The sequence below is a fragment of the Streptomyces sp. NPDC097981 genome (assembly GCF_040302565.1).
In the GTDB taxonomy this organism is placed as follows: Bacteria; Actinomycetota; Actinomycetes; order Streptomycetales; family Streptomycetaceae; genus Streptomyces.
Genome location: NZ_JBEORW010000031.1, coordinates 43436 through 62458, shown reverse-complemented (window position 1 = coordinate 62458; position 19023 = coordinate 43436). Strand labels below are relative to the sequence as shown.

Annotated in this window: 11 protein-coding genes; 3 read left to right on the top strand and 8 right to left on the bottom strand. The window is 74.9% G+C overall.

Features of this window, described 5'->3' with window-relative positions; translation table 11 throughout:
• Positions 1-22 precede the first annotated feature (22 nt).
• The 6 genes from ABTY04_RS27095 to ABTY04_RS27070 all read right to left on the bottom strand — a co-directional run bounded on the left by ABTY04_RS27095 (position 23) and on the right by ABTY04_RS27070 (position 14170).
• Positions 23-6367, bottom strand: a complete 6345-nt coding sequence (locus ABTY04_RS27095; RefSeq protein WP_352216001.1) for a non-ribosomal peptide synthetase — start codon at positions 6365-6367, stop codon at positions 23-25.
• A gap of 227 nt (positions 6368-6594) precedes the next feature.
• On the bottom strand, positions 6595-8886 hold the full coding sequence (locus ABTY04_RS27090; protein WP_352216000.1) for a lantibiotic dehydratase: 2292 nt from the start codon (positions 8884-8886) through the stop codon (positions 6595-6597).
• 10 nt (positions 8887-8896) lie between these two features.
• Positions 8897-9166 (bottom strand): acyl carrier protein, encoded by a 270-nt coding sequence (locus ABTY04_RS27085; RefSeq protein ID WP_352215999.1) that lies wholly within the window; start codon positions 9164-9166, stop codon positions 8897-8899.
• Entirely contained in the window at positions 9163-10323 is a 1161-nt protein-coding gene (locus tag ABTY04_RS27080; RefSeq protein WP_352215998.1) for a threonine ammonia-lyase, read from the bottom strand. The genes ABTY04_RS27085 and ABTY04_RS27080 overlap by 4 nt, the downstream gene beginning before the upstream one ends.
• Positions 10320-11825: an amino acid adenylation domain-containing protein gene (locus ABTY04_RS27075; protein ID WP_352215997.1), complete on the bottom strand. Its 1506-nt coding sequence runs from the start codon at positions 11823-11825 to the stop codon at positions 10320-10322. The genes ABTY04_RS27080 and ABTY04_RS27075 overlap by 4 nt, the downstream gene beginning before the upstream one ends.
• Positions 11825-14170: a lantibiotic dehydratase gene (locus ABTY04_RS27070; protein ID WP_352215996.1), complete on the bottom strand. Its 2346-nt coding sequence runs from the start codon at positions 14168-14170 to the stop codon at positions 11825-11827. Before ABTY04_RS27070 ends, ABTY04_RS27075 begins: the two co-directional genes overlap by 1 nt.
• A gap of 239 nt (positions 14171-14409) precedes the next feature.
• Between ABTY04_RS27070 and ABTY04_RS27065 the strand changes: the two genes are divergently transcribed.
• The 3 genes from ABTY04_RS27065 (at position 14410) to ABTY04_RS27055 (ending at position 16695) form a co-directional block, all read left to right on the top strand.
• Positions 14410-14619, top strand: a complete 210-nt coding sequence (locus ABTY04_RS27065) for an MbtH family protein (protein ID WP_352215995.1) — start codon at positions 14410-14412, stop codon at positions 14617-14619.
• A 211-nt stretch (positions 14620-14830) separates the two neighbouring features.
• Entirely contained in the window at positions 14831-16327 is a 1497-nt protein-coding gene (locus ABTY04_RS27060; protein ID WP_352215994.1) for an AbeC-like domain-containing protein, read from the top strand.
• Positions 16328-16362: 35 nt separating this feature from the next.
• Positions 16363-16695, top strand: coding sequence for a hypothetical protein (locus tag ABTY04_RS27055; protein WP_352215993.1), 333 nt, complete (start codon positions 16363-16365; stop codon positions 16693-16695).
• A 13-nt stretch (positions 16696-16708) separates the two neighbouring features.
• Here ABTY04_RS27055 and ABTY04_RS27050 read toward each other — a convergent pair whose 3' ends face one another.
• Positions 16709-18040 (bottom strand): protein kinase domain-containing protein, encoded by a 1332-nt coding sequence (locus ABTY04_RS27050; protein WP_352215992.1) that lies wholly within the window; start codon positions 18038-18040, stop codon positions 16709-16711.
• Complete coding sequence (locus tag ABTY04_RS27045) at positions 18037-19017, bottom strand: PP2C family serine/threonine-protein phosphatase (protein ID WP_352215991.1); 981 nt, start codon at positions 19015-19017, stop codon at positions 18037-18039. The genes ABTY04_RS27050 and ABTY04_RS27045 overlap by 4 nt, the downstream gene beginning before the upstream one ends.
• Positions 19018-19023 lie beyond the last annotated feature (6 nt).

Sequence of the window (19023 nt, the reverse complement as noted above, 5' to 3'; positions counted from 1 at the left end):
AGGGCTGGGATCGTCGCGGCGATCAGAAGTCGGAGGTCAGGGACAGGTCGATCTCGTCGTCGCTCATCGTGGAGATCTGGTCGATGAGCTGTCGTTCCACTTCCATGGCGAGCAGTTCGACCGTCGGGTGGTCGAAAAGGTCGCGTACCTGGATCGGGCAGTCGAAGGCGGTGCGCAGACGGGAGGCGGCCGCCACGGCGCGCAGCGAGTGGCCGCCGAGGGCGAAGAAGTCCTCCCGGATCCCGACTTCGGGCAGGCCCAGGACCTCGGCCCAGATCTGGGCCGTCACGACCTCGGTGGGGGTGCGCGGAGCCACGGACGCGGCGGGCGCGGGCAGGGCAGGGTCGGGCAGGACGGCGGTGTCCACCTTGCCCTGCACGGTGCGGGGCAGGGCGTCGAGCAGGACGAACGCGGCGGGGACCATGTACCCGGGCAGCAGGGTCCGGCACCAGGCGGCCAGCACCTCGGCGTCGAGCCCCCGGCCGGCCGCGTAGCCGACGAGGGCGCGCTCGCCGCGCAGTTCCCGGACCAGTACGGCCGCGCCGTGCACGCCCGGGTGCTGTTCCAGGACGGCTTCGATCTCGGCCGGTTCGATGCGGAAGCCGCGGATCTTGACCTGGTCGTCGGTGCGGCCGAGGAACTCCAGTTCCCCGGAGGGCAGCCGGCGGACCAGGTCGCCGGTGCGGTAGAGCCGCCCGCCGTCGCCGCCGAACGGGTCGGGTACGAACCTCTGTGCGGTGAGCGCCGGTTGGCCGAGGTAGCCGCGGGCCAGCTCCGGCCCGCCGATCAGCAGCTCGCCGGGCACCCCGACGGGTACGAGCCGGCCGTGGGCGTCCACGACGTACGCCCGGCGGGAGCCCAGCGGCCTGCCGATCGCCACCCGGCCCTCGACCGGCTCGGTGACCGTGTGCGCGGTGGCCGAGATGACCGCCTCGGTCGGCCCGTACGTGTTGACGACGGGCACGTCGGGGAGATGGGCGAACCAGCGGGCCAGGGGCGCCGAGGGCAGGGCCTCGCCGCCGGTCACCAGCAGCCGCAGGCTCTTGAGGTCCCCGGCGACCGTGTCGAGCCGGGCGACGATCTCCTCCCAGTAGGCGGGAGTGGCCTCCATGACCGTGACGCCCCGAGTGCGGACGGCCTCGGCGAGCTCCTCCACCGACCACACCTCGTCCGGGCGGACCACCACCGAGGCTCCCGCGCCGAGGGCGGGCAGCACCTGCTCCAGGGACGCGTCGAAGGAGAAGGAGGCGAAGGCGAGGATGCGGTCGTCCGCGGTGATGCCGAACAGCTCGCGGGCCGCGGCGCCGTGCGCGCCGAGCGCATGGTGTTCGACGCCGACGGCCTTGGGGCGGCCGGTGGAGCCCGAGGTGAAGATGACGTAGGCGAGGTCGTCGGGGGCCGGGGTGTGGTGCGGTGCGTCCGGGTCGGGCACGACGGAGTCGACGGGGACGGTCCGCGGCCCGAGCGCGGTGGCCAGCTCGTGGGTCGAGGCGTCGCTGAAGACGCTGTGCACGCCCGCTTCGGCGCACATGAACCGCAGCCGGTCCTCGGGCAGCCGGGGGTCGAGCGGCACGTACACCCCGCCCGCCCGCCAGACGGCGGCCATGGAGGCCACGGAGCGGATGCCGCGCCGGAGGCAGACGCCGACCGCAGTGCCCGGCCGTACGCCGGCGGCGGCGAGGGCACGGGCCAGCCCGCCGGTCAGACCGTCCAGCTCGGCGTAGGTCAGCGTTTCGTCCCCGCAGAGCAGCGCCACCGCGTCCGGCGCGCCCGACACGGTGACCGGGGCCGCCACCGGGGTGGCCGCCCCCGAGCCCGCGGCCCCGGCCAGCTCCGCGTACTCCGCGGGCGACAGCAGCTCCACCCGTCCGACGGCCTGCTCCGGATCGGCCAGGACCGACTCCAGCACCCGGCCCACGTGCCCGGCGAACCGGGTGACCGTCGCGGCGTCGAAGAGGTCGCTCGCGTACTCCACGTTCAGCGCGAAGCGGTCGGGATAGAGCAGGAAGGTGGCGGTCAGGTCGAACTTGGCCGAACCCCACGGCAGGACGAAGTGCTCCACGTCGAGGCCCTCGACCCGCGGACCGCCGGCGGCGCTCTCCTGTACGTCGAACATCACCTGGAACAAGGGGTTGCGGGACGGGTCCCGCTCCGGCCGCAGCTGCTCCACCAGCCGCTCGAAGGGCACCTCCTGGTGGTCGAAGGCCCCGAGCACCGACTCCCGGACCCGGCCCAGGAACTCCGTGAAGGAGGGTTCGCCGGACAGGTCCCCGCGCAGCACCACCGTGTTCACCAGCAGCCCCACCAGCCGCTCCAGCTCCACCTGGCCGCGGCCCGCGACCGGTGTGCCCACCGCCACGTCCTGCTGCCCGGACCAGCGGCCCAGCACGATCTGCACCACGGCCAGCAGCACCGTGAACCGGGTCACCCCGTGCCGGCCGGCCAGCTCGCCGAGCGAGGCCTCCAGCTCCTTCGGCAGGTCGATCTCGACCGCACCGCCCCGGCCCGACCACCCCGCCGGGCGCGGCCGGTCCGTCGGCAGCTCCAGTACGGGCACGCCCGCCAGGGCCCGCTCCCAGTACGCCAGCTGCCGCTCCAGCACCTCGCCGGCCATCCGGTCGCGCTGCCAGACCGCGAAGTCCCCGTACTGGATCGGGACGGGGAGCAGTTCGGCCGGACGCCCCGCCACCCGGGCGGCGTACGACGCGGCCAGCTCGCCGATGATCACATCCTTGGACCAGCCGTCGGTCGCCACGTGGTGGAAGGCGATGACGGCGACGTGGTCCTCGGGGTCCAGCTCCCACACCCCCGCCCGCAGCAGCGGCGGGCCGGCCAGGTCGAAGCGGCGGGTGGCGTACGAGACGGCGACCGTCCGCAGCTGCTCCAGCCGCGCGGCCTCGTCGTCCCCCGGCGGGGCCGACTGCCACACCAGCGGTACGCGGACCCCGTCGGCCACCCGCTGCGCCGGCCGGCCGTCCACCTCGACCAGGGCGGTCCGCAGCGCCTCGTGCCGGGACACGACCTCGTCGAGGGCGCCCTGCCAGGCGTCCCGGTCCAGCCCGCCGCGCATCCGCCAGGAGAACCAGAGCACGTACTCGTCGCCGGTGTCGGACATCCGGTCCAGGAACCACATCCGCTCCTGGGCGAAGGACAGCGGCAGCGGACCCGAGCGGTCCACGGGGACGACGGCGGCGGCGCCCGCCTGCCGGGCCGCGGCCACCAGCGGCCCGAACTCGCGGACGCGGGGGTTCTCGAACAGGGTGCGCAGCTCGACCTCGCGGCCGAGCCGCTCCGCGATCCGGGACACGGCCATCGTGGCGAGCAGGGAGTGGCCGCCCAGGTCGAAGAACCCGTCGTCGATGCCGACCCGGTCGACGCCCAGGACCTCCGCCCAGATCTCGGCGACCACCCGCTCGCCGGCGTCGCGCGGCGCGACGAACTCGGCGCCGCCCGCGGCCCGGTCCCGGTCCGCCCGTTCCCCGTCCGGGCGCGCGGCGGGCAGGGCGGCCCGGTCGAGCTTGCCCGAGGCGTTCACGGGCAGCGCGTCGAGCGCCACGAAGTCCGCGGGCACGGCGTGGTGCGGCAGCCGGCCGGCGCAGAAGGACCGCAGTGCGGCGGGTTCCACCGGGCCGCCGGGTCCGGCCACCACGTAGCCGGTCAGGCTCTTGCCGCCCTGGGCGTCCGAGCCGACGGCCACCGCGGCGGCCACCACCCCGGGGCACGCGGCTAGGGCTGCCTCGACCTCGCCGAGTTCGATGCGGAAGCCGCGGATCTTGACCTGGTCGTCGGTGCGGCCGAGGAACTCCAGTTCCCCGGAGGGCAGCCGGCGGACCAGGTCGCCGGTGCGGTAGAGCCGCCCGCCGTCGCCGCCGAACGGGTCGGGTACGAACTTCTTTGCGGTGAGCGCCGGTTGGCCGAGGTAGCCGCGGGCCAGCTCCGGCCCGCCGATCAGCAGCTCGCCGGGCTCGCCGACCGGCACGAGCTCGTCGTGCGCGTCGACCACGTACACGCGGCGGGAGCCCAGCGGCCGCCCGATCGGTACCCGTGCCGGGTCGCCGGCCGCGTCGATGCCGTGCGTGGTGGCGGTGACGGTGGTCTCGGTGGGGCCGTACGCGTTGAGCACCCGCACCTGCGGGACCCGCGCCAGCCATGCGGCCAGCGCCGCGGCCGGGACGGACTCGCCGCCCAGGATCAGCAGGCGCAGCGGGGCCAGCGCGGCCGCGGTCCGGTCGGTCAGTGAGAAGGCCAGCTCGGCCCAGTACGTGGGCGGCAGGTTCAAGGCCGTGATCCCGTGCCGTTCGACCACCGAGGGGATCTGCGCGGGCAGCCACTGCTCGTCCGGCCGCAGGACCAGGGTGGCCCCGCAGCCCAGGGCGGTCAGCAGCTGGTCCAGCGAGGCGTCGAACGAGAAGGACGAGAACGCCAGCACCCGGTCCCGGGCGGTGATCCCGAACTCCTCGCGGGCGGCGGCGACATGCGCGGCGATGGCACCGTGCTCGATCCCGACGGCCTTCGGACGCCCGGTGGAGCCCGAGGTGAAGATGACGTACGCGAGGTCCTGCGGGTCGGGCGTGTGGTGCGGGGCATCCGCATCGGGTCGGGCGTCCTCCACCCGGAGCACCCGCGGGCCGAGCGCGGCTGCCCGCGAAGCGGTCAGGGCATCGGCGAGCACGCAGTGCAGACCGGCCTCGGCCGCCATGAACCGCAGCCGCTCCTCGGGGAGCGCCGCGTCCAGCGGTACGTAGACACCGCCCGCCCGCCAGATCGCGGTCATGGCTGCCACCGACCGGATCCCGCGCTCCAGGCACACGCCCACCGGGGTCCCCGGGATGACGCCCGCCGCCCGCAGCGCCGTGGCCAGGCCGCCGCCGAGGGCGTCCAGCTCGCCGTAGCGCAGGGTCTCCTCCCCGCACACCAGGGCCGGCGCGCCGGGCTCGCCCGCCACGGTGAACGGCGCCGCGGCCGGCGCGGCGCGCCCCGAGCCCGCCATGCCGACGAGGCGCCGGAGCTCCTTGCCGGGCAGCGGCTCCAGCCGCCCGGCGAGTTCGGCCAACGGGGTGTCCGGCGACGCCGTCACCGCGCGCAGCAGCTCGACGTAGCCCTCGGTGAAGCGGACCATCGTGCTCTGGTCGAACAGGGCCGTGGAGTACTGGAGCCGTGCCGCGATGTCCCCGTTGGCACGCAGGCTCAGGTCGAGGAACACGTCCAGCGGGGTGCCCGTCAGCGGGGTCCGCACCAGCGCCACGTCCAGGTCGTCCAGCCGGGCCGCCGAGGGAACGGTGTTGAGCAGGGTGAAGGAGGCCTGCGCGAGGGGGTGGCGGGACAGGTCGCGCTCGGTGACCACCTCGCCGACCACCCGGTCGAACGGCGCTTCGGCGTGGGAGAAGTCCCGCAGGGCCCCCGACCGGACCCGGCTCAGCAGGGCGGCGAAGGTCGGATCGCCGGACAGGTCGGTGCGCAGCACGATGGTGTTGACGAACGGGCCGATCAGACCGGCTACTTCGGCGCGCCCGCGGTCGGCCAGGGTGGTGCACACGGCGATGTCGGAGCGGCCGGAGTAGCGCCCCAGCAGGGCCTGGTACACGGCGAGCAGCAGCATGTAGCGGGTCGCGCGCTGCGCGCGGGCCACCCGGTCGACCTCGGAGACCAGTTCGGCCGGCAGCTCGAAGCGGACCACGTCCCCGGAACCGTCCCAGAACGCCGGCCGGGGCCGGTCCGCGGGCAGTGCGAGCGGGGCGACCCCGGCCAGCCGCTCGCGCCAGTAGCCGAGCAGCCGCTCCATCCGCGGCCCGCTCAGCCGGTCCGCCTCGGTGCGGGCGACATCGGTGTACTGCAGCGCGGGCGCGTCCACCGCCTCGCCCCGGTAGCCGGCGTCCAGTTCGCGCAGCAGCACGTCCCAGGACCAGCCGTCCACGGCGATGTGGTGGACCACCAGGAGCAGCACGTGGTCGTCGGGCCCGAGGCGGGCGAGCGTGGCGCGCAGCGGGTGCTCCTTCGCCAGGTCGAGTGGGCGCGCCAGCTCCCGGTCGAACAGCTCGTCGGTGCTGCCCGCCGCCACCCGCGCCAGCCGGGTGCGTCCCGGCGGGTCCACCCGCGGTACGGGCTCCCCGTCGACGGCCGTGAACCGGGTGCGCAGCACCTCGTGCCGGTCCACGACGCCCGCCAGCGACCGCTCCAGGGCCGGAACGTCGAGGGCGCCGCGGATGCGCAGGGCCAACGGGAGCAGGGACTCGGCGGAGCCTCCGGTGAGCTGGTCGAGGAACCACAGCCTCCGCTGCGCGAACGACACTCCGGCACCGTCGCGGACGACGTCGCCGGCTTCGCTGCCGTGCCTCGCCGCTCCACCGTGCGCTGCGACAACCTTCACTGTGGGCCTCCAAGCGGTGTTTTCCTCAACACTGCTGTCTGCGGAGATCCGTCAGTAGGGAAGAAGACGCAGCCGCGTGCGCAGCCGCCGGGGGGTAGAACGCGCAACGGCGCCGCCGCACGGCCTGCTGCTCCGCCGTGCGCGCCGCCGTCGTCCGCGCAGCCCCGTACGCGCCGTGCCGTACGCGTCGTGCCGTACGCACCGCGCCGCTTCGTACGCTGCCGTGGTCAGCCCTCGTCCACCGCCACGAAGCGCAGTTCGGAGGTGTACGCCTCGCCCTGGTCGTCGGTCAGCCAGGCCTGTTCGGGGCTCGGCAGCATCTCGGTGAACACGGCCCGGCCGTCAGGCTCCTTGCGGGCCATCCTGCGGACCGCCTTGGCGAGGATGCTGACGTACACGGGGCTGCCGAAGTCCACGTAGAACGGGCGGGTCTCGGTCGGCAGCACCACGAACACGAACCGCGGCAGCCCGCGCCGCTCCCGCCACTGCCGGGCCCGTACGAACCTGCGGGCCTCGTCCTTCTCCTCGGCGAAGTCCATGTCCTCGGAGGGCAGCCGCCAGGTCTCGCGGGCCACCACCAGCCGGTCCACCGTGACCCGGGGGGAGTGGTCGGCCCCGTCCGGCAGGATCTGGAACAGGTCCATCGCCAGCGTCGTCAGCACGTGCGAGAACACGTCCACCGCGGGGAACTCGGCCCCGTCGGGCAGGATCACGGCCAGCTCGCCGTCCGCCCGCTCGGTGACCACGACGTCGGCGCTGAGCACCGTACGGGGCCGGCCCGGATCGGCGGTGAAGTCGACGAGGGCGACGTAGTAGTCCTCCGGGCGGACCAGGGAGTGCCGGATCCGCGCCGACAGCCGGGAGCGGTGCTCCTTGGGCAGCAGCGGCATCAGCCGGGGACCGGGATGGTCCCGGTCGGTGAGCCGGAGCAGCTCCTCGGCGTCCGGGTGCTGGTTGACGAACAGCGAGGCGCCCAGGGTGTTGGCGGCGACGTGCAGTTCGCCGAGGACCAGCTCGAAGTCACCGCGGGCCACGGCCCGTTCCCCGGCGGCGGCGATCATGATGTCGGGGCTGAGGCAGCGGGCTGCGGTCCAGCCGCCGCCCGGGCCGGCGAACTGCTCGGCGACGGGCCCGGCGACGGCCTCCAGCGGCAGCCTGACCCGCCGGGTGCCCGGCGGCGGCGCCAGGATCGCGTCCCAGCGCCTGCGGAACTCCTGCTGGAGCTCGGCGGACTCCGAGCGGGCGGCGCCGTGCAGGATCGGCATACAGGCGAACCAGAACGCGGCCAGATCGACCGGGCCCTGCGCGGCCAGCCTCCGGTACACCTCCCGGGCCCGGGCCATCACCGCGTCGGCGAGCCGCGCGGTGAGCCAGCCCGCGCTGGTCAGCAGCGGGTCCAGCGGGGCGAGGGCCTCGTGCACGGTCCGCCCCAGGGAGGCGGTCGCCGCGCGCCGGCAGTCGGAGTACACCAGGGCCCGGCAGGGGGCCGTTCCGGCCGCCTTCTCGCGTACGGCGGCGGTCTCGGTCAGCGCGACGAACTCGCCCTCCAGGTCCGTCAGCGCGGCCACCAGGGCCTCGGGGCCCTGTGCGGACCGCACCCGGTCCCGGCCCCGCTCCAGGGCGTCCAGGGCGGCCAGACCGGGCTCGCGCAGCCCCGCGTCCCCGACCCGGTCCAGCCAGGCCCGCAGGTGGCGCTCCGGGCGGGCGTCGGCCGGCACCTCCAGCTTCCACACCACCCACCGGCGGGCGACCAGATCGGCCAGGACCGCGGACACGTCCACGCCCGGCAGCGCGGCGCGGATCTCGCGGGCCGGGCGTACGCCGTCGCACAGCGCGAGTACGGCGCGCGCCCCCTCGGCGAGGGCCTGGCGCGGGCGGCCCGGCACCGTCACGTCCATGCCGGACTGGCGGACGAACGGCACGCGCCGGGGCGCCACCCACTCCCGCAGCTGCGGGTCGGAGTCGATCCGGGCCGCCAGGGCGTCGACGGCCCAGCTGGCGAAGTACACCTCCGATCCGGCGATCAGGCCGGTGCCGGGGTCGACGCGCACGCCGTCCGTGGCCGGGTCCCAGCGGCCCCAGCCGACGGGTCCGAAGAATCCGATGGTGTCGTTCTTGACGCAGAACCGCTGCCAGTAGTGGGCGACGAGCTCCTCGCGCTGGCGGGGCATGCTGGTGCGGCCCGCCGCGGACGGCGTCCAGTTCAGGAACGGGGTGATCCCGGAGGCGAGGACCGGGCGGTTCTGCCAGGCCACCGCCTCCCGGAAGGCGGGCATCCGCGCGATCTCCTGGAGCGTGTGCGCCGTCTCCACCTGGGCCTCGGCGAACAGGCCGGCGAACTCCCCCCACCTTTCACCGGCCAGGCCCGCAGGGCCCTCGTCGGGGTCGAACTTGTCGGCGGCCGCGGCCAGCCCGTCCGGGGCCAGCCGCAGCACGCCCCGGGCCGGGAAGCCCGGCCCGCGCAGGGCGAACTGGTCCCACAGCCGCCAGCGGCCGCCGGGTACGTAGGTCTCGGTCATGGCCGGCCCCTCATGCCCGGACGAAGTCGGTGTGGACGACGTCGGCGAGGTCCGCGGGCGAGGGGTAGGCGAAGACCAGCGCCACCGGGACCTCGGCCCCGAGGGCCTCTTCGAGCCGTGCGGTGATCCGGAACGCGGTCAGCGAGTCGCCGCCCCACTCGTAGAAGTCGCTCTGCTCGTCGAGGTCGGCCACCCCCAGAGTCTCCCGGTAGACGGAAACGACCAGCTCGGTCAGGGCGGCGCCGGTCAGCTGCACGGTCGGGCTCTCGGTCGTGGTCATGAGATCTCCTCCAGGAACGAACGGGTGGTGTGGGTGGTACGGGCAGAGGCGGCGGCCGCGGCGGCCGCCGTCAGCGCCGCCGTGGTGTTGCCGCCCGAGACGACGGCGACGGAGCGGCCGTTGCCGCGGCCCGCGCGGATCGCCCCGGCCAGCGCGACCGCGCCGGAGGGCTCGGCCTCGAACCCGCGCCGCCGCAGCAGCGCGGCCGCGGCGAGGATCTCCGCGTCGGACACGGCGACCAGGTCGTCGACCCGGTCCCGGATGATCGGATAGGGCACCGCCCCCGGCTGCTGGCCCCGCAGCCCGTCGGCGACGGTGTCACCGGGCGCCAGCCGTACGGGGTGCCCCGCGGCCAGCGACCGGGCGTAGCGAGGGGTGCCGGCGGGCTCGACGCCCACCACCCGCACCGGGTGCCCGTACGCGGCGAGGCACACCCCGGCGAGCAGCCCGCCCCCGCCGGTCGGCACGAACACGGTCTCCGCGTCGGGCGCCTCGGCCAGGATCTCCAGGCCGACCGTGCCCTGACCGGCGACCACCAGTTCGTGGTCGGAGGAGGGCACGAGGACCGCACCCGTCTCCTCGGCCAGGGCCCGCGCGCGGGCCTCGCGCTCGGCGACGCCGCCCGGCACGCCGACCGTCCGCCCGCCGAGGGCCTGGATCAGGGCGATTTTGGCGGGATGCGCCCCGCCGGCCAGCACCACGGTCACCTCCGCACCGAGCGAGGCCGCCAGCCGGGCCAGCGCGATGCCGTGGTTGCCGGAGGATCCGGCGACGATCCGGCGGGCGCCCAGCGCAAGGACCGCATTGGCCGCCCCGCGCAGCTTGAACGACCCGCTGTACTGGAGGTGTTCGGCCTTCAGCAGCACCCTCCAGCCGGCCCGCCGGCGCTGGGGCGCGGGCAGCCCCGGCAGCAGCGGGGTGCGCCGGACGAGGCCGGCGATCCGCGCGGCGGCGGCCTCCACGTCGGCCCGGCCGAGCGGGATGCGCACGGCGCCGGCCGGTGCATCGGACGCGCCGGACGCTGCGGGGCCCGCGGACGGGGAGGGTGTGGGCTCCGCCGCCCGGCGCCCGGTCGAGTGGGACGTACGGGGTGTGGGTGCATGGGACGCCGGGGAGTGGGACGCGTGCGCCGGGGATGTGGCGGGTGCCGTGGTCATGGCCGGCCTCCGGTCTGCGACAGGGCGCGGCGGTCGGCCTTCCCGCCGCGGGTGGTGGGCAGCTGCGCGAGCCGCGCGAACCGGCGCGGCATCAGATGCGGGGGCAGCGTGGCGCCCAGGTGGGCGCGCAGCGCGGCGTCCTTCACGTCCGCCAGGTCACCGGTGACGTGCGCGACCAGGAACACCCGCCCCTGGGCGTCGGTCTCGGAGGTGACGACCGCCCCGGTGACCCCGGGATGGGCCAGCAGCGCGCCCTCCACCTCGGCCGGGTCCACCCGGTAGCCGCGGATCTTCACCTGGCGGTCCCGGCGCCCCAGGTACTCCAGCCCGTCGGGACCCCGGCTCGCCAGGTCGCCCGTCCGGTACATCCGCGCGCCCGGCGGCCCGAGCGGATCGGGTACGAAGCACTCGGCCGTACGGGCGGGCAGCCCGCGGTAGCCCCGGCCCACCCCGGCCCCGCCGATGCAGACTTCCCCGACGGCCCCGTCGGGCACCGGCGACAGTCCGGCGTCGAGCAGGCGGACCACCACGCCGTCGATCGGCGTGCCCACGAGGTCGGTCAGGACGTCCGGCTCGGCCGGCACGGCGTAGCGGGTCGAGGTCATCGTGCACTCGGTCGGCCCGTACTGGTTGACCAGTGAGCCCGGCACCAGGGCCCGTCCGCCGGACGTCAGGAACGGCCGCAGCGACTCACCGCTGGACACCACCACCCGTACCCCTGCGAGCAGTCCGGACGCGTCCGGCTGCCCGGCCAGGAACGCCAGGAAGGACGGCGTCACGCTCAGCAGTGCGGTCACCCCGTACTCGCGTACGGCGCCGCCGAACTCCTCCGGCCGCAGCAGCGCCGAACGCGGCACCACCACCAGCCGTCCGCCCGCCAGAAGCGGGGCGAACGTGTCCCGCAGGGATGCGTCGTAGCCCAGCGGGGCCACCTGCAGCGCCACCGTGTCCGGCCCGAGGCCGTAGTCGCGGGCGACGAAGCGCAGATAAGAGTCCAGCCCGCCGTGCTCGACCAGCACGGCGCTGGGCTCGCCGGTGCTCCCGGAGGTGTGGCTGACGTACGCGAGCGCCCGCTCCCCGAGCGGCCCGGTCGGCTCCGGGCCCCGGCCGGACACGCTCCCGGGGCGGTCCAGCAGCACCGGGGTACCGGGAACCGGCAGGTCGAGCCGGCCGGCGAGGGCCGAGGAGGTCAGCAGCATGTCGGCGCCGCCGCTGCGGACCAGCGCCGCCAGCCGGGCCGCCGGCTGGTCCGGGTCGAGGCTCAGGAACGCCGCCCCGGAGCGCAGCACCGCGGCCGGCCCGACCACGGCGTCCGCACCGCGCTCCACGGCCACCGCGCACACCGTCTCGGGCCGGGCGCCCCGGGCCCGCAGCACCGCCGCCAGCGCGTCGATGCGGGCGATGAGCTCCCCGTACGTCACCTCGCCGGCCGGCGTGACCACCGCGACCCGGTCGGGGGCGAGGGCGGCGTGCGCGGCGATGTCGTCGACGAAGGTCCGCATCACGCGCTCCCGTCCGCGGCCCGGTCGACGGCGGTCCGGTCGACCGCGGTCTGGTCGACGGCGACGAAGCGCAGTTCCGAGGTGAACGCGTCGCCCCGGTCGTCGGTCAGCCAGGCCTGCTCCGGGGTCGGCAGCATTTCGCTGACCTTCAGCTTGGCGCCCGGATCCTTGCGGGCCAGCCTGCGCGCGGCCTTCGCGAGGATGCTCAGGTACACCGGACTGTCGAAGTCCACGTAGAACGGCCGGGGTTCGGTCGGCGAGACCACGAACACGAACCGGGGCAGATCGTGCTCCTGCCGCCAGTGCCGGGCCCGTACGTACCGCCTGGCCTCGGACTTCTCGTCCGCGAAGGCCAGTTCGGACGCCGGGAAGGCCCACGTCTCGCGCGCCACCACCATCTTGTCGATGCTGATCCGCGGAGTGTGGTCGCCCTCCGGACGCAGGGTGAACCGGTCCATCACGCGCTGCGTCAGGGTGTTCGCGTACACGTCGAGCAGATCGAACGCGGCCCCGTCGGGCAGCACCGCCGTCAGCGTGCCGTCGCGGTCCTCCACCGCGACGTCGGCGCACAGGACGGTGCGCGGGCGGTACGGGTCGCCCGTGTCGTCGACGAGGGAGACGTAGTAGTCCTGCGGCCGGTCCAGCGAAGGCCTGCTGCGCGTCGACCACTTCAGCGGCAGCTCCTTCGGCAGCATCGGCAGCAGCCGCGGCCCGGGGAAGTCGCGGGTGGTCTCCGCGATCAGCTCGTCGCGGTCGGGATGCTGGTGGACGAAGAGCGAGGCACCCATCGTGTTGAGCGCGCTGTGCATCTCGCCCAGCACCATCTCGAAGTCCCCGCGTGCCACCGCGTCCGCGTTCTCGGCCAGCAGCAGCACGTCCGGGCTGAAGTAGCGGGCCAGCGACCAGCCCGCACCCGGCTCCTCGAACTCCGCGCGCACCCGCTCGGCGATGGCCGCCGAGGACACCCGCATCCGGCGCGCCCCCTCGGGCACGGCCAGGATCCGCGCCCACTTCGCGCGCAGCTCCGCCTGGACGGCATCGAGGTCCCGGCCCGCCTCCGGGTACGGGGACGGCAGGCAGCCCAGCCACATCGCCCCCAGGTCCACCGGTCCGGCCGCGCGCAGCCGCTCGTACACCTCCCGCAGCCGGGCCCCGACCCGCTCGGCGAACCGGTTCGTCATCCAGCGCGCCGCGGTCAGGCACTGTGCGAGGGGGGTCAGCTCGCCCAGCAGGGCGGTGCCGAGGGTCGCCGTCGCCGCGCGCCGCGCGTCGGAGTACACCAGCCCCCGGCAGGGCGCGGTCCGCTCGCCCTTGGACCGCTGGGCGCCGGTCGCGGTCAGCGCCGCGAAGTCCGCCTCCAGGGCGCCGATCGCCGAGGTCAGCGCCTCGGCGTCCAGGCCGGCCGCCTGCACGGCGTCCCGCCCGCGTTCGAGGACGGCCAGCTTCTCCAGGGCGGGCTCCCGCAGGGCCGGATCGCCGATCCGCTCCAGGACGGCCCGCAGCTCCCGCTCCGGGTAGGTGCCCGTCGGCACGTCGAGGCGCCAGTGCACCCACCGCTTGGCCAGCAGCCACTGCACGGTCTCGGTCGCCTCCGCCACCGGGATCCCCAGCGCCCCGGCGATCACGGCCACCGGACGGGTCCCGTCGCACAGGTCCAGTACGGCACGCGCCGTCGCGGTGAGGGGCTGCGGGGGCCGGCCCGGCATGTGGACGGCGAGGCCCTCGGCCCGTACGAAGGACACCCGGCGCGGGGGTATCCACGCCCGCAGCGCGGGGTCGGCGTTCAGCGATCTGGCGAGGGCGTCGATGGCCCAGCTGGCGAAGTAGACCCGCGAGTCGGCGAGGAATCCGCCGGTGCCGGGGTCGACGCGCACGCCGTCCGTGGCCGGGTCCCAGCGGCCCCAGCCGACGGGTCCGAAGAATCCGATGGTGTCGTTCTTGACGCAGAACCGCTGCCAGTAGTGGGCGACGAGCTCCTCGCGCTGGCGGGGCATGCTGGTGCGGCCCGCCGCGGTCGGCGTCCAGTTCAGGAACGGGGCGATCCCGGTGCGCAGCACGGCCGGGTTCTGCCAGGCCACGGCGGCCCGGAAGCGCGGCGAGGCCGCGATGTCCTGGAGCAGCCCGGCGGTGCGCACGGCGCCGGTGTCGAAGGCCCCGGTGAACGCCTCCCAGTCCGGGCCGGCGAGGGCGTCGCCCGGCCCGAACTTGTCGGCGGCCAGGGCGAGTCCGGGCGGGGCCATGCGCAGGACCCCCTCGGCCGGGAAGCCCGGACCGCGGAGTGCGAAGTGCTCCCACAACCGCCACCCGCCGGTGGGCAGGTGCACGGTCTCCGGGGTGTCCGACATGGCGGAGCTCCTTCCAGCCTGATGGGGTGGCCGGCGGCGCTTCCGTCCGGCACCCTGTCGGTACCTCTCGGACGCCACCCTGGCTGGCCCGAACACTGCCGCCGCGCACACCGCCGCCACCAGGGAAGGAGCGGCAGCACCGGTCGCCGGTCCTTCTGCGCGTTTGTCCCTATGGCGGGGCCGGACCGGGGCGGCACGCTGTGACCCGCTGACCGAATGACTGCGGGAGGACCGAAGCGATGAGTGACACCGACGAGAGCGGCTACCGGGTCGTGCGCAACGACGAGGAGCAGTACTCCGTCTGGCGTGCGGACCGGGAGCTGCCGGCGGGCTGGCACGCCGAGGGCACGGCGGGTACCCGGCAGGAGTGCCTGGACCACATCGCCGAGGTGTGGACGGACATGCGGCCGCTGAGCCTGCGCCGCCGCATGGCGGAGGCGGGCGCCTGAGCGGCCGGCCCGAACGGGGGTTTGATCGCCGGTCGGCGTGGCTGAGGCGCGGGGGGACCGAGCCCCGCCGACCGGTGCAGTGCGGCCCCGCGGTGAGAGCGGCAGTCCGTACGGGGCGACCGGTTGTCCCCGCCGGGCTGTTCGCGTTCAACGGCGGGACAGGCGGGGCCCGTTTCCGTAGGGTGATCCGAGGACCACGGGGGAGGGGCACATGGCAGCACGCCGGTTACCGGCGCTGGCGCAGTACCGCACCGATGCGGTGACGCGGCACCTGTGCGCGGGCGCGCACCTGGACGAGGGTTTCGCCCGAGACGTGGACGTGGAGCTCACCGAGGACCGGCTGCGCGCCACCGGCCTGTCCCTCGGCATCGACCTGGTGGCGCTGGCCCGCCATGCCCGCGCCGCCGTCCGGCGGATCGACGTACGGGACCGGCGGCTCGCCTGGATCTGCGCCGTCGGCGTGTGGGCCGCGGTACCGGTCCTGCTGTACGCGGTGGCCACCTCCCGGTGGGGGCTCGCGTACCCGGCCGCCGCACTGGTCCTCCTCGCGTACGCGAGCGCCTGGTGGCTGGTCCACCAGACCGAGAGCCGGGCCCGCGCGGCGGCGCTCGCCGTGGAGCACGGCGCGGAGCGGCCCGCGGACCTGGTCCCGGCCGTCGAGCCGGAGGCGGAGCAGCGGCTGCTGGAGCAGAAGCGGGCCAACGTGGTCCCGTACACGGCGAGCGCCGAGCGGACCAACCCGTTCGTCGGCAGCGGCTCCAAGCTCAAGGAGATGGTCTGGCAGCCCATCGACGTCAGCCGGCCCGCCGAGGACCCGGTGGGCGGCGGCAAGCTGGGCGTCAAGCCGTTCGACGCGGTCGACCTGCACACCTACGTGGCACGCGAGATGGAGAACATCGCCGGACTCAAGGGCCTCCAGGTCCGCAACCGGCTCTACGTCATGGGGACCAATGTCCCCTACGTGGGGACGGAACTGCTGCCGGACCGGCTGCGCCGGCCGCGCGCCCAGATCCCCAAGCAGCTGGTCCAGGCCGGTCTGATGCAGTCCGGCGCCGGCATGCGGACCTACCTCAGCCTGGTCCGGGCCGGCGAGGGCGGCCGGGCCATCGTCTCCATGCACCTGCGGGCCCGCCTCCACCACCCGAGCCTGACCTGGGAGGTGTCGGCGTACGGCATCCCGCCGCTCCAGGAGCGCTTCGACCGGGTGAACCGGCTGCCGGTGGACGGGTTCGAGCGCTGGTGGAGCCTCGTCTCCTTCGCCACGTCCCGGACCGGGACCGCACTGCTCAAGGCCGCCTCCCGGCTCGGGCGGCGGGCCTCCGCGCGGCGCGGGCGCGCCCGCGCCCTGGAGAAGGTGCGGCGCGAGATCGACAAGCGGCACGCGCTGTACGACTACGGCGCGGTGGACAGCATCCGCGAACGGGTCGCGGACTGGGACCAGTTGGGCTACACCGAGCGCACGGACTCCCAGGACTTCCTGCAGCGCCTCCAGCAGGGTGTGCTGATAGCGACGGAGCGGTTCCTGAAGGCCCACAACATCGACACCAGCTCGTACGACCAGGCGCAGCAGGTCATCAACACCCACACCTACACCTTCCAGGGCAGTGTGCAGGCCGGCGTCATCGGCGACAACGGCACCGTCAACCACCACAACGGGCCGGGCGGCGCCCAGGCCGGACCGTCCGGCCAGGGCCGCGGCACGCCCTGACACCACGACCAGCGGAAGCGGAAGCAGGAGAGCGCATGGGCACCTTCAACTTCAACGGGAACGTCAACGCCGGCATCATCGGTGACAACGGCACCGTCAACGTCAACGTCGGGCAGCAGGACACCGCCGCCGAGACGCTGCGGCTGGCCGCCGAACTCGCTCGGTGGCTCCGCGACCAGGGCGCGGCCCCGGAGCGGATCGAGGCGGCGGACACCCTGCACGGCGAACTGGACCGGGCCGCGCAGCAGCGGCGCGCCGTCGAGCCGGGGGTGGTCCGCCGCGCGCTGGAGACGATCACCCTCGGTCTCGGCGTCGGCAGCGGCGGACTCGCCCTCGCCCAGGAGATCGGCCGCCTGCTGGCGAACTGACCTCCCGGTGCCGCTATTTCGCCCGTACGACGGCCCGCGCGCCGCCGAAGTCCAGCTCCAGGCCCGAGCGCAGGGGAACGGTCTGCCCCGGGTCGATCCGCTGGGTTGAGCCGTCCGCGCGGGTTCCCGTCCACGCCGCGTCCGACCGGTTCGCCAGCCCGAACCGGCCCGGCTTCTGCGGGTGTTCGGTCAGCTGCGCCACCAGCGTCCCGTCGCCGTAGTCGTGCCGGGCCGGCTCCGGGGCGAGGTGGTGCGCCTGCACCCGCGAGGAGCGGTGCAGCAGGATGTGGTGCTCGGTGCGCGGCGGGGGCGTGGTCAGCACCAGCCGAGGCGGCAGCACCAGCGTGCTCCCGCAGTTCCAGCAGCTGCCCGGATCGGCGGCCCGGGGCTCGGTCATGTTCTGCTTCCCGCACTGCGCGCACTCCACGACCGCGTCGAGCACCGCCCGCAGGGTGTCCCGCCACTGCGACTCGCGGACGCGGGCCGCGGGATCGTGCAGTCCCGTCGTGAAGTTCTTGGTGAACAGGTCCCGCAGGGAGTCCGGCGCGGCCGCCCAGGTGGCCAGTACCGTCGCCTGCTCGGTGCGGTCGGGCGCGTTGGACGAGTCCTGCGGGTCGAAGACGAACAGCGGCTGCTTCCCGTACAGCTTGCGCTCCGCCGCCTCGTCGAGGCAGTGGATCGCCAGCTCGCGCCGTCCCTTGAGCGGGTGGTGGTTCATCAGCAGCATGAACAGCAGCACGGACAGGGAGTGCAGGTCGCTCTGGGTGCCGGGGGAGAACCCCGGGTCACCGCGGACCAGCTCGGGCGCCATGAACTCCATGGTCCCCGAGATGCCGGTGCTGTCGCCCTCCACCACCGCGTTGTCGTTGTCGCAGACCAGCACGTCTCCGGTGGCAGGGTCGAAGAAGATGTTGCCCCAGGAGATGTCCCGGTACGCGATCCCGCGCGAGTGCAGGGCCTGGTACGCCTCGACCGTGTACAGGCAGGCCTTCAGCAGGGCCCTGGTCGAGGTGCGCAACTGCCGCCGGAACAGCAGAGGCAGGCCCTTGAACCGGTCCGGGCGGATGTCCATCAGGTACCCGAACCCGCCGCGCGCGTCGGCCACGAAGTCCAGGGGCCACAGGAAGCGGTCGTCGTCGAACCCGCGGCCCAGCAGCTGGCGGACGATGTCCTCCTGCGCGGGGGTGGCGCAGGCCGGGTAGTACCACTTGAGCGCCTGGTACCCGGCGGGGGTCCGCACCCGGTAGACCTCCCCCTGGCCGCCGGCGCCGAGCAGGTCGAGGACCTCCACGCCCATGCCGCTGTCGGTCGTCAGCAGGGTTCCGCTGTCGAGCATGCCGCTCATTCTTCTCTCCCGTGCGGGTCTGTCGGTGGTGCCGCGTCTGTGGTCGTGGCCCCGGTGGGACCGGCCGCCCCGGTGGGACCGGCCGCCCCGGTGGCCTCCGGGGCCCCGGCGGGCCCCATGGCCCCGGCGGCCGTCGCGGGCCCCGGGTACCAGGCGGCCACCAGGGTCGTGTCGTCCCCGGAATGCCGCGTGGCCTTGCCCAGCCACTCCGGCAGGACGGCCCGGACGGCGTCCGCGCCCTCCGCCGACAGCCGGTCGTCCAGTCCGGCCATGAACTGGCGGAAGCCCTGGTCCGAGGCGAAGCTCTTGGACAGCCCGTCGGTCGAGACCGCGACCAGCCGGGGCGCCCGCGAGGGGGCGGTCACCGGCGCCCAGTGCGTCCGTACGCGCAGCCAGGCCTCCGGGCTGCACAACGACTCCGTCTCGTCGCCCAGGTCCGCCTCGGCGGGCGCGAGCGGAACGGTCACCCGCCCGTCGTCGTCCACCACGGTCAGCTCGCCGTCGCCGAGCTGCCAGGCCGCGAACACGCGGGGCGTCAGCACCGCGCCGACGAGCGTGCTCCCGTACAGCAGCACCTTGCGGTCCTCGGACAGGCCCGGCTCCACGTGCGAGCTGGTCCGCTCCCAGTTGCCGAGGACCTTCTCCCGCCAGGCGCTGACCAGCTGGCGGGGGAAGGCGTGCTCGGCGTAGTGCATCAGCCAGGCCAGGCTCGGCGGCCGCTCCTCGCCGCGCGGCTGGGCGAGCGCCCCGAACCGCCGGGCCTCCTCGACGAAGAGGTCCACCGCGAAACGGGAGCCCAGATGACTGCGGGCGTGCGCCGCGGAGCCGTGGCCGTCGGCCACCGCCATGATCAGCGGCTCCTCGGCCGTGCCGCGCCCCGAGACTTCGCAGTAGTCCTGGTTGCGGGTCTTGTTCACGCCCTGGACGCTCTCGCGGAACGTGGCCCAGAGCGGCAGGGGCGGTGGTTCCGGTGACACGGGCGC